The organism is Flavobacterium lindanitolerans (assembly GCF_002846575.1).
GTDB lineage: Bacteria > Bacteroidota > Bacteroidia > Flavobacteriales > Flavobacteriaceae > Flavobacterium > Flavobacterium lindanitolerans.
On record NZ_PJND01000008.1, the window covers coordinates 480,597 to 496,236 of the forward strand.

The 15,640-nt window shown below is 40.6% G+C and carries 15 protein-coding genes; 9 read left to right on the forward strand and 6 right to left on the reverse strand.

Annotated elements, in window-relative coordinates; translation table 11 throughout:
• The first annotated feature begins 36 nt into the window (after positions 1-36).
• From B0G92_RS12045 to B0G92_RS12070, 6 genes are read left to right on the forward strand one after another with little or no spacing between them, the layout of a single operon-like run.
• Positions 37-429, forward strand: coding sequence for an OB-fold protein (locus B0G92_RS12045; protein ID WP_143395037.1), 393 nt, complete (start codon positions 37-39; stop codon positions 427-429).
• Between the two features lie 8 nt (positions 430-437).
• Positions 438-1,286: a DUF5777 family beta-barrel protein gene (locus tag B0G92_RS12050; RefSeq protein ID WP_101472482.1), complete on the forward strand. Its 849-nt coding sequence runs from the start codon at positions 438-440 to the stop codon at positions 1,284-1,286.
• 10 nt (positions 1,287-1,296) lie between these two features.
• A complete protein-coding gene (locus B0G92_RS12055) occupies positions 1,297-1,650 on the forward strand; it encodes a hypothetical protein (RefSeq protein WP_056065469.1) in 354 nt (117 codons plus the stop codon).
• A 10-nt stretch (positions 1,651-1,660) separates the two neighbouring features.
• A complete protein-coding gene (locus tag B0G92_RS12060) occupies positions 1,661-2,218 on the forward strand; it encodes a YceI family protein (protein ID WP_101472483.1) in 558 nt (185 codons plus the stop codon).
• Between the two features lie 2 nt (positions 2,219-2,220).
• A complete protein-coding gene (locus B0G92_RS12065; protein WP_101472382.1) occupies positions 2,221-2,745 on the forward strand; it encodes an ankyrin repeat domain-containing protein in 525 nt (174 codons plus the stop codon).
• Between the two features lie 6 nt (positions 2,746-2,751).
• The gene (locus tag B0G92_RS12070) at positions 2,752-3,522 is read left to right on the forward strand and encodes a T9SS type A sorting domain-containing protein (RefSeq protein WP_101472383.1); all 771 of its coding nucleotides are present in this window, start codon (positions 2,752-2,754) and stop codon (positions 3,520-3,522) included.
• Positions 3,523-3,818: 296 nt separating this feature from the next.
• Here B0G92_RS12070 and B0G92_RS12075 read toward each other — a convergent pair whose 3' ends face one another.
• On the reverse strand, positions 3,819-5,138 hold the full coding sequence (locus tag B0G92_RS12075) for a serine hydrolase domain-containing protein (RefSeq protein ID WP_101472384.1): 1,320 nt from the start codon (positions 5,136-5,138) through the stop codon (positions 3,819-3,821).
• A 335-nt stretch (positions 5,139-5,473) separates the two neighbouring features.
• Between B0G92_RS12075 and B0G92_RS12080 the strand changes: the two genes are divergently transcribed.
• Positions 5,474-7,306 carry a M1 family aminopeptidase gene (locus B0G92_RS12080; RefSeq protein WP_101472385.1) on the forward strand — a complete coding sequence of 611 codons (1,833 nt, stop codon included), beginning with the start codon at positions 5,474-5,476 and terminating at the stop codon, positions 7,304-7,306.
• A gap of 5 nt (positions 7,307-7,311) precedes the next feature.
• Here B0G92_RS12080 and B0G92_RS12085 read toward each other — a convergent pair whose 3' ends face one another.
• The 3 genes from B0G92_RS12085 to B0G92_RS12095 all read right to left on the reverse strand — a co-directional run bounded on the left by B0G92_RS12085 (position 7,312) and on the right by B0G92_RS12095 (position 8,669).
• A complete protein-coding gene (locus B0G92_RS12085; protein WP_101472386.1) occupies positions 7,312-7,527 on the reverse strand; it encodes a hypothetical protein in 216 nt (71 codons plus the stop codon).
• A 172-nt stretch (positions 7,528-7,699) separates the two neighbouring features.
• A complete protein-coding gene (locus tag B0G92_RS12090; RefSeq protein WP_101472387.1) occupies positions 7,700-8,098 on the reverse strand; it encodes a hypothetical protein in 399 nt (132 codons plus the stop codon).
• A complete protein-coding gene (locus tag B0G92_RS12095; protein WP_056065446.1) occupies positions 8,079-8,669 on the reverse strand; it encodes an RNA polymerase sigma factor in 591 nt (196 codons plus the stop codon). The genes B0G92_RS12090 and B0G92_RS12095 overlap by 20 nt, the downstream gene beginning before the upstream one ends.
• Before the next feature lie 258 nt (positions 8,670-8,927).
• On the opposite strand from B0G92_RS12095, the gene B0G92_RS12100 reads away from it, so the two are divergent.
• Positions 8,928-9,266, forward strand: a complete 339-nt coding sequence (locus tag B0G92_RS12100) for a DUF6249 domain-containing protein (RefSeq protein WP_056065442.1) — start codon at positions 8,928-8,930, stop codon at positions 9,264-9,266.
• A gap of 383 nt (positions 9,267-9,649) precedes the next feature.
• Here B0G92_RS12100 and B0G92_RS12110 read toward each other — a convergent pair whose 3' ends face one another.
• Positions 9,650-10,078, reverse strand: a complete 429-nt coding sequence (locus tag B0G92_RS12110; protein WP_101472389.1) for a PepSY-like domain-containing protein — start codon at positions 10,076-10,078, stop codon at positions 9,650-9,652.
• 240 nt (positions 10,079-10,318) lie between these two features.
• On the opposite strand from B0G92_RS12110, the gene B0G92_RS12115 reads away from it, so the two are divergent.
• Positions 10,319-12,649: a T9SS type A sorting domain-containing protein gene (locus B0G92_RS12115; protein WP_180326437.1), complete on the forward strand. Its 2,331-nt coding sequence runs from the start codon at positions 10,319-10,321 to the stop codon at positions 12,647-12,649.
• 67 nt (positions 12,650-12,716) lie between these two features.
• On the opposite strand, the gene B0G92_RS12120 is transcribed toward B0G92_RS12115, so the two are convergent.
• Positions 12,717-15,545 (reverse strand): M16 family metallopeptidase, encoded by a 2,829-nt coding sequence (locus tag B0G92_RS12120; RefSeq protein WP_101472391.1) that lies wholly within the window; start codon positions 15,543-15,545, stop codon positions 12,717-12,719.
• Between the last annotated feature and the right edge of the window lie 95 nt (positions 15,546-15,640).

Genomic DNA, 15,640 nt, shown 5'->3' on the forward strand with positions numbered 1-15,640 from the left:
TTCCGGGAACTTAAAAAAACAAAAAATAGCCCAATCATGAACAGAAAAAAATGTATATGGTTTATAGGTATAATCCTGCTGATTATCTGCGGAGCTTATCTCTATAACGGTGTCCTGTATAAAGAAGCCCGTAACATTGCGGAAGAAAAACCGGCATTCCGGCTTTCTTCTTTGCAATTGCTCAGTAACTACAAAGCAAATATGTCCGTATCGGATTCAAGCTACCTGAACAAAACACTTGAAATCAGCGGAAAAGTGACCCAGATTTCCGATTCATTATTAACCCTTGATTCCGGCATATCCTGCAGTTTTGCCAAAAACTTAGCTCCAGATATTCACGGCAAGGAAATAACCCTGAAAGGAAGATGTATTGGTTTTGATGAACTGATGGAAGAAGTAAAACTAGACCAATGTATCCTAATACAATAATTGTATCCATGAGAAATATAATCTTACCGTTGGCCTGTTTGTTATTGCTTGGCGGTTCTGCCTGTGCCCAGGAAGACCTGCTGTCGCAACTGGATTCAACCCAGGTACAGGATACTTATGCCACAGCCGCATTTAAAGGATTGCAGGTCATTACGTTGCAATCGACCAAAATGCCCGCTAAGAAAGAATTTTATTTTGTCGTATCACACCGGTTTGGAACCGTAAAAGGTGGTATTTCCGAGTTTTTCGGGTTTGATGATGCCACAACCAAAATTGGCGGTATTTACGGGCTGACGGACTGGCTTGCCGTTAGCGGTTCAAGACATACGCTTTCAAAAGTATATGAAACATCCGTAAAATATAGATTGGCCAGACAAAGTGACCTGTTTCCGTTTGAAATTGTGGGTTACAATACACTGGATATCAACAGCCTGCTAAAAAAGGACGATTACCCCAAAATTGAATTTTCAGACAGGCTGACTTATATCACCCAGCTGATTGTTTCCCGAAAAATATCGGAAAGGCTCTCTCTGGAACTCGTACCATCATACATACACAAAAACCTGTACAATCCTGAAATAGAAAACGATAACCAATTTGCATTGGGTTATGGCGGCAGGATGAAAATTAGTAAAAGGCTCTCTGTTAATCTGGAATATGCTTATAATTTTAACAAGCCTGATTTTTACAAAAACCCGCTTTCTGTTGGACTTGATGTAGAAACCGGAGGTCATATCTTCCAATTACTTTTTACCAATTCCCAATCGATGACAGAAAGCGGTTATTTAACGAGTGCTACCGGAGATTGGGGCAAAGGTGATTTTTTCTTCGGATTTAATCTATACCGTGTTTTTTAATTGAACAGACATGAAAAAGATATATTTATTATTGGCCCTGACGCTGTTTTTTGCTTGTGATTCCAATACTTATGAAGATTTGGAAAAACCAACTACTGTTGACGGACCGGTCACTTATCAGAATACCGTTAAAGCGATTGTAGACGCCAATTGTATACGATGCCATTCGCCCGGAGGTGTTTCCTCTTTCCGTCCGCTCACAACCTATCAGGAAGTCAAGGATGCAGTGCAGAATACCAACCTGCTGGACAGGATACAAAGACAGAACGGGGAAACAGGACAGATGCCGCAAACCGGAAGAATGCCACAAGATAAAATCAACCTGATTCTGCAATGGAGAGCCGATGGCCTACCGGAAAACTAAACTGAAAAATATGAAAATACTAAAAAACAAATTACCGATACTGCTATTGTTTCTGTTAGGAACCTTCTCTGCACAGGCGCAGAAATATATCACCAAAAACGGAAACGTAAAATTTGAAGCTTCCGTTCCTTCATTTGAAGAGGTTGCGGCAGAAAGCAAAAGCACCTCTGCCGTTTTAGAAACTTCTACAGGAGACTTTGCCGCACTGACACTAATGAAAGGATTTCGTTTTAAAGTAGCCCTGATGGAGGAACATTTTAATGAAAATTATGTGGAATCTGACAAATATCCTAAAGCAACGTTTAAAGGCAAAATAGAAGATTTTGATGCCTCACAGATTACTACCACAGAAAAGACAGTGACCATTACAGGTGACCTTACCCTGCACGGAAAAACCAAAAAGGTATCAAGCACGGCAAAAATCTCAAAATCCGGAACCGGTTTTAAAATAACCGGCAACTTTATCGTAAAGCCTGAAGATTTTGGGATTGAAATTCCAAAGATTGTCAGCAAAAAAGTAGCCGATAAGGTTACTGTAGATTATAATTTCTTACTCAATAAGCAATAAAAATGAAAAAACTTTTATCACTCCTGTTTCTCGTTACTGTTTCTGCCATTGCGCAAAACAAGGGCCCAAAAGATGTTTTCGATACTGCCCGTTATGGCACTGTTGAAGAAATAAAGGCATTGGCTGCCAAAAATCCGGATACAATCAATAAAGTCAATGCGATGGGATTTACACCATTGATTCTTGCCTGTTACAGGGGCAATCTGACCGTGGCAGAATACCTGACCGAAAACGTAAACAATATTAATTACAGCAGTTCCAGCGGTACAGCACTGGCCGCGGTTGCCGTAAAAGGAAATATCAAACTGGCAGAAGCCCTGCTGAAAAAAAAGGCCGACCCGAATATTGCCGATGCCGCCGGAATGACACCGCTGCTTTATGCTATACAATTCAAGAATAAGGAACTTATTGAATTGTTACTGCGTTACAAGGCAGATAAGACACAAAAAGACAAACAGGGCAAGGCGCCTTTTGAATATGCCGTAGATACCAGAAATCAAGAAATCATTAACCTATTTAAAAACTAAGAAAATATGAAAAAAACACTACTCACAGTAACTCTTGGACTTTTAGCGCTTGTGGCGCAAGCCCAGACAAAAACCACCGGAACGGTAAACCTGCTTGCCGGAATGACGGCAAAACTGGACCTGAACAGCACCAACTCTACTGCTACCCTAACGCTAACCGGACCATCAGACCGCTGGTTTGCGCTGCAATTCGGTTCATTTAGTAACGGACAAGGAATGGAAGCCGGACAAGATGTGGTATACTATAACGGAACCACGCTGATAGATGCCGTACATAATGGTGTTGGTACGCCACCAACTGCTGACACAAATAATTGGACAGTAACGTCAAACACGGTTGCTTCCGGAACCAGAACTATAGTAGCTACGAGAGCTTTTGACACAGCCAGTTCAAGCGATTATACTTTTGTTTATGCTAATACTTCTATTGATTTTGCTTTTGCAAGAATGAGCTCTGCCAGTTTTTCTTTAGCATATCACGGAGCCAACAGAGGCTACCAGATTGATGTTCCTTTGGCTCCTGCTTTGGGTGTTGACGATATTGAAGCTGCAAAAAAGTTTGCTATTTATCCGAATCCTTCCAGCAGTCAGTTTTCAATAAGAACAGATGAAGACATCAGGTCTGTTGTGATTTATGATGCGACCGGAAAACTAGCAGCCCGCTTTTCCAACCGCAAAGAAATGCTTGACATCTCTTCATTGCAATCCGGATTGTATTTTGTAGAAATTGAAACAACTAATAATGAAACTTCTATTGAAAAACTTATGAAAAAGTAAAATTGCTGTTTGCTTGGTTTCATTAGGTGAAAGGGCAGTCGTAAGGCTGCTCTTTTTTATTTTAGATTTTTGGATTTAGGATTTTTAGATTTTTGATTTATGATTTATGATTTAGGGTTTGGATTTTTGATTTGGGATTTTGGCCACGTCTAAAGACTCACAAATCCAGAAAGTTTACTTTCACCTTAGTTCCCGGAACCTTAACCCTTCTCACTTTCAACTTTCATCTTTCGACTTTCATCTTTCGACTTTCGACTTTCAACTTTCCACTATCAACTATCCACTATCACCTTTCCTTATTTTTTCATCAAAAACTTCGCAACAGCATGATAAGCCGGAATAGAATAAGCGTCATTGGCGCTATTTGCGGCAACAGGATGGGAAGCAAAACGCACAATAACCATGTCTGCCTTGGGGTCAACATAAATCACCTGGCCATGTACACCTCGGGCGCAGAACGCACCATGTTCGTTATGCGTAATCCACCACATATTTTTGTAGCTCCATCCTTTCAGTAGCGGATAACCCGCTTTGGCAAAGGCATTTTTGTTGCCTCCCTTTTTGATGTCTTCAATGGCTACCTTCGGGATAATCTGATATCCGTTTGCAAAACCGTTATCCAGAATGAGTTGGCCAAAACGTACCATATCTCTTAATCCCAGATTAAAGCCTCCACCGGCAAAAGGCGTTCCTGTAGCATCAACAGACAGGTAGGCGTCCTGCTCAACACCCAGTCGTTTCCATATCCTTTCAGACAATACCGTTGCCACATCTTTCTTTGTGGCGCGGGCAATAATCCAGCCCAGTACATCAGAATTTACCGTCTTATAGCCAAAAGCCTTGCCATGCGTACCTTTTTTCTTAACCAATGGCAGGTATTCATAATAGCTCTTTGGTCCTTTGTAATCCTTTGGTTTGGGCAGCGGATTTCCCGCAGCCGAAAACTGCCATATCTCCGCATTCGGGTCTGCATAATCTTCACTAAACTGTAGGGCAGTTGTCATATCCATAACCTGCCGAACCGTGGCATCTCCAAACGCTGATTTTTTAAGTTCCGGAATATAGTCGGTCACTTTTTTCCTTTCATCAATAATTCCTTCTTTTGCGAGCAGTATGCCCAGAGTCCCCGTAAATGATTTTGTTACAGACATAGCGGCATGCTGTCCTTCAGGTGTCAGGGCTCCAAAATATTTTTCGTATACTATTTTTCCGTGATGCAATATGATAACCCCATCTGCATAGGTCTTTTGCAGGCTCTCTTCCCAGGTCATCGGTTCTTTTTCTCCCAATGGAATAAAAGTGACGCCTCCAATATCTTCGCGAAGTGCTTCCTGTAGCGGATTTGAAGGTCCTAAACCACGGGAAACGTTAGTTGTAGGCATAAATTGTCGCATATGTGCCACACTCCACCGCAAGCCCGGAAATTCAAAGAAACTGCCATCTTCAAAACGCAGTATGCGATTTTCCGGCGGCGGCGAACCAACCATCCATCCCATTTTTACAGGGTCACTTTCTGCAGCAGTCGGGTAAACGGTTTTTTCCTGTGCTTTGGAGGAAGTACCATACAGCAGGCAGGAACAAAAAAATAATCGGGAATAAAAATAAAGCTGTTTCATAGGTAAAGATTTAGGTTGGTTGATTAAGCTAAAGGAAAAATTACAGTGAACACGTTTATAAATCACTGTAATTCAACCTAAAGTTACAATATATATTCTAAAACGGTCGAATATTTTTAAGGATTTTCTGTATAAAAAATACACCTCCCTACCTGTTTCTTTATCTTAAGGTGAATTGTATTTCGAAAAAAACTGTTATTTTTTAGTTGTTTTCTTTTAGAAATATAAGATAAAATTTGCATTTTTGTCTTAGGCATGTTGTGTCATGCCACTTCCCCCGCCAGATTAAATAACGACGTATCTTTTAGATGCAACTATCATAATACCTACGACCCATGAAAGTATTCCGATTGGCCTTTTTATTTTTGTTGATTTCCAACAGTTCTTTGTTTGCTCAGGTTCCCGTAACCGACCTTGATTTTGCCATACTCCGTTGTGAGAAGGCTTTTGAATCCGGAACGGAAGAGGATATCAAAACCAATTTTCCATTACCGGAACAGCAGGAATTGCTGCTTAGCCTTGACAAAAGCAAAACGAAAATTGTACGCAAGGCAGGTCCGTCAAAAATACTTGAAAGCGATAAGAAAAGTGCTTTGGTATTGCTAACGGGTACTTTACTTTTTGGCAATTCAGGAAACGAAACCCTTTACTCAGGACACTACTCCGGCATATACCGTTTTAAATACAGTGGCGGAAAATGGACCATTGCAGAAAAACTGCCAATTGACCGCAAGAATCTCCTGATGGGACATATCATAAACGCTGCTATTGACCCTGGCAGCAGCAGTTTGACTGTGAGTGACAGTATGAAAATCCTGACTCAGGAATCTTACGGATTTACGGTAGTGTTGAACCATAAGGCTAAGATAACAACGCTACAGGTGGATGGTAAGGATGCCGATTATGTGTTTAACGGTGGTATTCTTTGGGTGCGTACCAAAACCAATGCCGAGCAGCAGTTGGCACTTTCCTATACGCTTGCGGTTGACAAGTCTGAGAAGGATAAAAATTCCGGTTATTTTGATGATACTTACGGACATGTGAGAAACCAGTTTTTCTGGCATCCGTTTTTTAGTTTTTCAAGTCCAAACGACCGTGCTAATTTTTCGGTTCGTGTAACCATCCCATCAGCATACCAACTGGCTACCAGCCTGCCACAGGAAGAAACCGTTTCAGAAAACCAGAGAATTGTTAAGGCGCAGTCTGCCGGTCCAACATTTGCATTGGGGCTTTACTATGACAAGAAATGGAAAACATATCGTTATAAAAAGAATGATTACCAGTTGGAAGTTTTCTGTGATGCGGATTTCAAACCCAATCCGGATATACTCCATAAGAATTTCCTGGAAGCCTATGATTTGCTGGCTGAAAAATTCGGAAGTCCGAGAGGACAATATCTTGCCATTGTACAGGACCGCTCGAATGCCTCAAATGGTTGGCTTAACCGAAGCAATGATATGATTGTAGCTGCCAAACAGGGTAGTGATTTTTTAAGAGACAAACCGTCACCCCGCGCTCCGTTTGCTCATGAGGTAGCCCATGCGTGGACCACGCCTATTGGTCCTGCTACCAATTTCCTTTCGGAAGGTTGGGCGTCTTATGCAGAACGTTATTTTCTTGAAAAGCAATATGGAGAAGCTATTTTTAAAGACTACCTTACAAGCTATAAGAATATTTATTTCTCGGAAGGTTTTGATACCAAAGTTTCTTTATGGGACGATGTTTCCAATGATGGTGTTTCCTATTACAAAGGTGTTTGGGTGTTTTATATGCTTGAACAATTGCTGGGGAAAGAGGATTTTGAAAATGGACTGAAAGCTTTTATGCAGTCCGGAGAGCCTATGACGATACCATTTTTTATGGATAAGCTTACCAAAACGACCGGCAAAAAAGTACAGCCTTTTTTAGAGCCGTGGCTTAAAAGCAAGCAGGTTCCTCATGTGCGTGCTGTTTTGAAAGATAATGCCCTTGTGATTAGCCAGGAAGGTGATGTATTGCCTTTTTTACTGGAAGTAGAATTTACTTTGGGCGATGGAACAAAAACGTTGAGTTCTTTCCCTATCAAGGATAAGCAGCATCGTTTCAAGCTTTCCGGTGCTAAGTTTGCCGGTGCTAAAGCGATAAAATTAGACCCAAGCGGCAAACTGCTAATCAAAATTCTGGAATAATTGCCTTATCGTTCATAGCCGCAGCGCGTCTTCCCTGCTTTTTGGGCTTCCCTGAGGGTTATCTTCTCTATTTTGTAGGTGCAGTTCTGCAAACCTTCACAGCTTTCCGTATAGTGAAATCGTTTCCCGTTCGGGCTGTTGCAGATGTATACTTCTTTCCTTTTTGAGGTTGTTGCCTGAATAAACAGGATACTTAACAATACCAATAGAGATGATTTCATTTTACTGTTTTATTGGATGACAAGACAGTAAAAATAAATAATTTTATTTATTATAAATGTTTTTGTTTGTTAAAAATATTGAAGTGCTAAGTCATTAAGAAAAAAAGGGCCAGGGTCAAGAGTTATTTAAACCTTAGTCCTTTTCTCCTTAGAAACTTTTTACCTTATCAACTTATTTCCCTTGAAAATGATTTCTAATTAAAGGAATTTGTACCAACATTGCTAATAGTAAGGCTACTGCTGCATACATAGTTGTTTTAGAAGAATCCAACTGGTTTGCCATGTTTTGGAGTTTGTTAGCGTAGGCCATGTCAAAATCAATATTGAATATTTGTTGTTCTGAGCCATCTGTGAAATAAGCATAACCAAACAATCCAATAATAATGGTAATCAATACAATCCAAAAAGTTTTTGGCAGTAAGGGTTTATAGGCTGGAATGGTCTTTTCCGGAGCCATAGCAACCTGTGCCATCACACGGGATGTAAAATCAAAGGATGGCGTTTCCAGCGGCAGGCTTTTCATTGCCTTGTCTGCCAGTTTTTCCAATTCGTTATTTTCGTTCTCTTTCATATTCGCTAATAATTTCAGGTTCGAGTCTGGCTCTTACTATTTCGCCTAGCTTCTTCCTGCAACGGAAGAGTTTTATTTTTACATTATTCGCTTTAATGCCTATTATCTTGGCTATTTCTTCAAGCGATTGTTCTTCAAAATAATACAGGGTCAGCAAAAAGGCATCTTCGCCCGGTAATTGCTGCAAACACTCCTGTATAGCACGGTGGCGTTCTTCCCCGTCCATGGCATCCAGTACATTTTCTGCTGCTGCCAGTTGGCGTGAGCCATAATTATCTATATCAACTGTTAAAGGTACCGTTTTATGTTTCTTAATCCTATCCAGACAGGTATTATAGGCTACCCTATAAATCCATGTTGAAAATTTTGATTCCCCTTTAAATTTTTCCATTGACCGGAATACTTTTACAAAAGTGTCCTGCGCTGCTTCTTCAGCCTCTTCGGTATTTTTAATCATCCGTAGGGCTAAGGTATAAACCAGGGTTTTATAGCGTTCCACCAAATGCGTAAATGCCTGGGTGTCGCCTTTCATAATCCGGTCAATATAAAACTGGTCGTTAGGTAGTGCCATATAGATGTAAGACGATACAAACTGCTGATGGGTTACAGCTAAAATAAAATTTTTATTGGTTAGTGGAAAATTTGTTGTGAAGTTTGGTGCTAAGGTGCTAAGGTGCTAAGGTGCTAAGGTGCTAAGGTGCTAAGGTAGAAAGTTGAAGTAAGTATAATTAGGCATAATAATATTTTTTTTCAAAAAGTTGTAACCTAAATCCGAAAGCTGTCGTCATAAGGTACAGATACAATCAATAACATTTAAAAATCATCAATCATGGAACGAATTATTATACCTGTTTGCTTATTTGCTACAATTTTTGGAGTTTTCTATATCTATTTGAGTACCCGCAACCGCGAACGTCTTGCTCTGATAGAAAAGGGCGCTGATGCCAGCCTTTTTAAGAGCAGTCCGCAAAATGTACCGGTTTGGAAATTGCTACTTCTGAATCTTTCACTGTTACTTATAGGCATAGGGATCGGACTTCTTATTATTTCTATTCTACATGCATACACTTTGCTTGACAGCGAGGCTGCCAATACGGCTATAGTGTTTATCATGGCCGGAATAAGCCTGTTCACAGGTTTTACACTTTCCAAAAAATTGGAAAAATAATTTTTAGGTTTGATTATATTAAAAAACGCAGGACTATCCTGCGTTTTTTTGGTTGATTGATTGGCTGGTTGGTTAACTAAAAGGTTTTTCTTTTGCAATTTTCAACTGCCTAAGAAATAAGCCCAGTCAGCGAAAAGCATCTTAAATTTATAGCCAGGAAACATATTATACTGTCACCCAAACCTACTAATAACTATTTTTGTTTTATTACGGATTTCCATAAAGTAGAGAAAAAAAGTCGAAAGTCGAAAAGTCAAAAAGTCGAAAGTTGGAAAGCTGGAAAGTTTTGGAAAGTTTTGGAAAGTTTTGGAAAGTTTTGGAAAGTTTTGGAAAATAAAAAAACGCAGGAATATCCTGCGTTTTTTATTTTCTTCAATAGACAATTAATCCTTTTTCAGGAATTTTCCATCTTTTGTAAATTCCAAATCAATGCCATTGGTCAGGTCTACATCTACATCTTTATGGCCATAATCAATATGGGTGATTTTTTCGTTTGGATAATTCGCTGCTACATAATCCCTGATTGATGCAGGAATAAAGGCTGTGGGTATCGGATTTTTGCCTCCATCGACTTCACGATAGGAACCGTCTTTCCAGAATTCTACTTCTGTACCGTCCTGCAACTTGACTTCATAGCCTTTTTCACCATGTTCTGCATCTTTTTTGGCTTTTTCAATGCCTGTATGACTAAAATGTTCCTTAAGAAATTCCTGTGCCGGTTTTGGCAATTCACCTGGGGCTATTTTCTTTTGGGCCAATGCCGGTATTGCCAATCCAAGCAATAGTACGGCTAAAGCAATTTTTGTTTTCATAATTCATTTTTTTAGGTTATGTTCTCACTAAGTTAACATAACTTCAATGGCTTTCCTATTTTTTTAAGAAAGGTTTAGTTTTTTGTTAGGAATTTACAAAATAAGACCGCTAAAAACACAATACATTAAATATCAATTAGTTAAAATATAACTTTTCAATCTCAAAGCAGGTTCACCTTTATAAAGATGAACCTTTTTGCCTTCAGGAGTCCTAATTTTGGATCAAAAAAAACAATTGCTATGAAAAAATGTTACTTACTGCTGGCCCTGATGGGCTGGCAAGCGAACTCGTATTCGCAAACGTTAAACCAATCGGCTAACTGGCCCAATACTGCCTGGACAATTACAGGGAATTACAATGAGGATTCCGAAGCTTTTGAATCTGACCCCAGAATTGCATCAAGCTTTGCCTATAATGACCGTTTTTCCGGTAATCCGCATGAGGACAATATTGCGGCCGAATCGCCTGTAATTAATCTGAGTGCTGCTTTTGCAAACGGCGAAACCTTATTGGAGCTTACAATGCCCTATGGCTATCGTTATAAAGCCAACGATGCCTTACGACTGGAATATTGGGATGCTGCCATTTCTGCCTGGATTCCGTGGGGAGAAAATATTCCCGGCAATGCAAATACGTCTTTTGCTGTCAGTAATTTTTGTTCGCTTCCTAAAACCCTTTATATTTCGGAAATGCTGAACATTTCGGGTTTTACAACGGCACAGCTCACAGGATTCCGTTATCGGTTGTTTTATGATGATGACCCGGCCGGAGCTGCCTGGAACTATGGTTTTTGCTTTGACTCGCCAACATTACGTTCGTGGTCGTGTGCGGCTCCAACCCGGCTTACCGCTACCGGAGTAGGTTCCAGCCCGATAACGTGGGACAATGTTCCGGGCATTGCAGGCTATGAATATGTTTTGAATACGACAAGTGCCGACCCGACAGGTGCGGGAACACCTACGTTGTCGAATATTTTTCTGCCTTCCAATTTGTCTTTACCGCCAAGCACCAAGCATTTTTTCCATGTTAGGAGCGTCTGCACCACTTCACAAAGTCCGTGGCGAACCGTTTCGTTTACAACTAGTCCTGTCAATGACAATTGTACGGCGGCAATTGCCCTGACAGTCAACCCGACGGCCGTTTGTACGGTAAAAACAGCCGGCACACTTGAATCGGCTACAGATTCTGACGAACCTCATGTGGGTTCAGGCCGTCCTGATGACGATGTGTGGTATACGTTTGTTGCCACAGCAACTTCGCACCGCATCGAATTGACGAATATTACCGGAAACGGCTCGGAAATAATCGTGCATGAAGTACTGGAAGGTACCTGTGGCGGCGGACTGATTAGCGTGCACCTCAGTGACCCTGACCTCAACCCTACTTCAAGTACTCCGCGTGCGCTGACTATAGGCAATACTTACTATATCCGCGTATTTACGTATGCTTCTGATGCCAACACCCAAACTGATTTTGACATCTGTATTACTACTCCACCGCCACCTCCTGCCAATGACAACTGTTCAGGTGCCTATACGCTTACTGTTAATCCGACTGCTACCTGTACGGCTGTTACGGCCGGAAGTCTTGTTTCGGCTACAGATTCCAATGAAGGAAATCCTGAAATTGGAACACCAAACGATGATGTGTGGTTTAAGTTTACAGCTACACAAACAGCGCATCGTGTTACTTTACGCAACGTAAGCGGCATGCCAAGAGATTTGGTAGTAGAAATTTTGCAAGGCAATTGCGGCAACCTGACAAGTATGAAAATCAGCACTTCTTATGCCAATACCGTTTTTGGCCTCACGATTGGCAATACCTATTATGTAAGGGTGTTTAGCGAATCGCCTGATACCGGTGCTACTACCACATTTAATGTTTGCCTGAGCATTCCTCCTACAGGCGCCATTTGTGAAAAACCAATTGTAGTTTCGGGATTGCCTTACACCACTACTGATAACACTATCAATTATGGCGATGATTATGATTTCCCACAAGGAGGAGAATCAGGCTGCGAAGGAACCAACAACCATTATCTCGGTGGCGATGAAACCGTTTATGCCTATACGCCTGCTGCGAATCAGACCATCAATATCCGGATTCCGGGCGCTCCGGGCTGGACGGCTATTTTAGTTTATACGGATTGTAATGCTATTGGTACCGGGGCCATAGCCTGTGCCAACGGGGATTTTGAAATTGGTGACAGGGAAATTAATGAACTTGCCGTGACAGCGGGAACTACCTATTATATTTTACTGTCAACACAACCGGCACCCCAGAGTTTTGCCTATACGCTGAATATTACGGAAGAATCTTTGGGAACGAAACCTTTTGACGATAGCAGCTTTAGGGCATATCCTAATCCTGTAAAAAACATACTGAATCTTTCGTATAAAGAAGAAATGACAGCTATCAAAGCATTTAATATTTTAGGTCAGCAGGTGCTTTCTAAAAACATCAATGCAACCGAAAGCGAGGTTGATATGTCTGCCTTGCACAGTGGTACTTATCTGGTAAAGGCCTATGCCGGCGAAGAAGTCAGGACATTCAAGGTAATCAAACAGTAACAATCCCGAAAAAACATAAAAAAGCCGCCCAATGGGGCGGCTTTCTGTATTTAGGAATGTATCAGGATTATTTTTCAGGATTAAGAACTCCTATGAAGCTGTTCTTTCCGTCAAAGAATTTGTTGGCTGCCGCCTTCATATCCTGAACTGTAATCTTATTAAGTTCTTTTTCAAAATTCAGGAATCGCTCAACGCTATCTCCTGAGAATTGAAGCTGTTGCAATTTGCCAATCCAATACTGGTTTGTTTTGATTTCTTCTCTTCTTCTTTCGATAATAGCAATTTTTACTTTTTCTAAATCTTTCTGTTCCGGACCATCCTTTTTAAGCTTGGCAATTTCTGCTTCTGTCTGTTTCAGGATTGGTTCAACACTTTCCGGCCCGGTTGGCAATTGTGTCTGGATGCTATAGTTGGAATAAGGCTCTTTGTCCATCGAACCCTGGAAACCACCGCTATAGATTGAACCCATTTCTTCACGAAGCTTTTCGATAACGCGAATAGTAAGAATGTCTCCAATCATGTTGGCTTTCAGCGCCATGTCTTCACTATATGGCATTTCTCCAAAATATTGCGCCACCACAAGACTCTGAGGTTCTGTTCCTTTATTGAACATGAATTTGTTGTTTCCTGGTTTCAATCTCAAGCCATTATCCACAAATTTAGGTTCTTTTCCGCTTGTTGGCAGGGAAGCCAAATATTGCTCCAATAAAGGTTTTAATGTATTTTCATCTATATTTCCAACGAAGAAGAAGTGGTAACCATCTGCTTTTCCAAATTCATTCTTGTAGATTTCAACAGCACGCTGCGGATTTATGGATTTAATTTGCGCCTCAGTTGGAATTACCATTGGTCGAAGCGGATTGTTGTTGTACATTACATTTACAAGCGTGTCCACAAAAGCTGCCTGTGGGTTGGATTTGATAAATTTAAGCTGCATCTGCATCTTGCTAACATATCCGTTAAACAGGCTTGGGTCAAGACGAGGTTCTGTCAGTTCCAGATAGTTCAATTGTAAAAGACTTTCGATATTCTTGATATCAGACCTTCCTCCTATTTCATTGGTAGTTTCACCCATAGATTGTCTTACAGAAATATTCTTTCCTGTCAATGATTTGTTCAGGTCTGTTGGCGTAAACTTGCCATAACCCATAGTTTCAATTACAGAAGTCAGCATAGATACTGTCGCCTTATCTTCAACTCCATACGCATTTGTACCTCCTTTTTTAACACCTGTGAAAAGGATTTCGTCACTCTTGAATGTAGTTGGTTTTACGGTAACTTTAACTCCGTTACTCAAAGTGTAGGTAGTCGCTTCTAATTTGGCGTCTTTTTCCACTTTAGTAATTTTCCCTTTTGCAGGCATTTTATCCAAAAGAGTAGTACTTATGGCAACTTCTGCTTTTTTCTCTGCTTTTTGGGTAAACGATTTTTGTATAGCTGCCAATAAGGTAGCGTCATTGTTTATAAGCGCATCTTTTGTTTCAGAACTTAGCACATAAGCAAAGAATTTCTCCTTGTCTTCTTTTGAAAACAGTTTTTTGAATGCAGCTGTTACTTCTTCAGGCGTAATGCCCGGAAGCAGGGTTTTGTATAGTTCCAGTTCTTTTTCGATACCAGGAGCCGCCTGACCTATGAAAAAGTTTTCTTCATATTCGCCTAAATAGGCTACTGAATTAGTCGTATTGCGTTCGTTATACTGTTTTTCAGCATAGCTTAGCAAACTCTTTTTAACCAATTCCAACTCGTCTTTCGTAAAACCGTATTCTTCAATGCTAAGCAATTCTTTTACCGCAGCATTAAGAGCCGTAGTCAAATCAGCCACCGGTATTACCGTTAAGCTTAATGCCTGATAGTTTCTGATGTAGGTTGAATTGCTTGTCTGTGCAGCTGAAAATGGAGGTGTTGCTTCTGAAGCAAGGTCACGGTAACGACGGTTGATAGCGCTAAATGCTAATTGTTCAACCAATGTATTTCTGTAATCGCCTACTGTTTTGTCTGCTTCTGTTTTTCTTGGAGAGAAATTAAGAGACAATCTTGTTGTAGTCTGCTCAGGGTCTGTAAGGAACATAACTTCCTGTTTAGTATATGGACCTGCACCGTGTTCTACACGCTGTCTTGGGCTGCCTGGATTCACAAGTGAACTGAAATATTTTTTCACCAAAGCTTCACCTTGTGCCGTAGTCACATCTCCCACTACTACTACAGCCATCAAATCCGGACGGTACCAGTCTTTGTAGAATCTTCTCAAAACATCCGGCTTGAATGTTTTTAGTAATTCTTCTTTCCCTATTGGAAGTCTTTCGCTGTATTTAGAATTCAAAAGCGGCGGAAGGAATTTTTTTCTTAGTCTGCTAATCGCACCCAGATTTGCTCTTGCTTCTTCAAGTACAACTTTTCTTTCCTCGTCAATATCCTTGTCTGTCATCAAAGCACCCTGAGCCCAGTCTTGCAGGATTTGGAAAGCCGTTTCCAGATTTTTAGGATTGTCTGTAGGAATTGGCAGCATGTAAACCGTTGTATCAAATCCGGTTTCTGCATTCAGGTCGGCACCAAATTGTACACCCATTGATTGCAGATTATCCACCAGTTTGTTTTTTGGAAAGTTTTTGGTTCCGTTAAACAACATGTGCTCTGTAAAGTGAGCCAATCCCTGTTGGTCATCGTCCTCCATAATAGAACCTGTATTTACAAGCAGACGAAGTTCTACCTTTTTCTCAGGCTTGCTGTTGGGACGGATGTAATATTTCATTCCGTTTTTCAAAACCCCTGTAGTTGTTTTGGGGTCTGTAACCAGCTTCTCGCTAAGATTCTGCGCGGTTGCACTTTCTACAGCCATGAGACAAACTGCCCCATAGAAACCAGCCGATAAGATGATTTTAAATAATTTGTTTGTCATTTTCGGTTATAGTTTTAAGCTTAATAGTTTACCAATAACATACCTCTATGCTATTACAATTACACATTTGTCATACTTTGTTATTTTTTGTTACA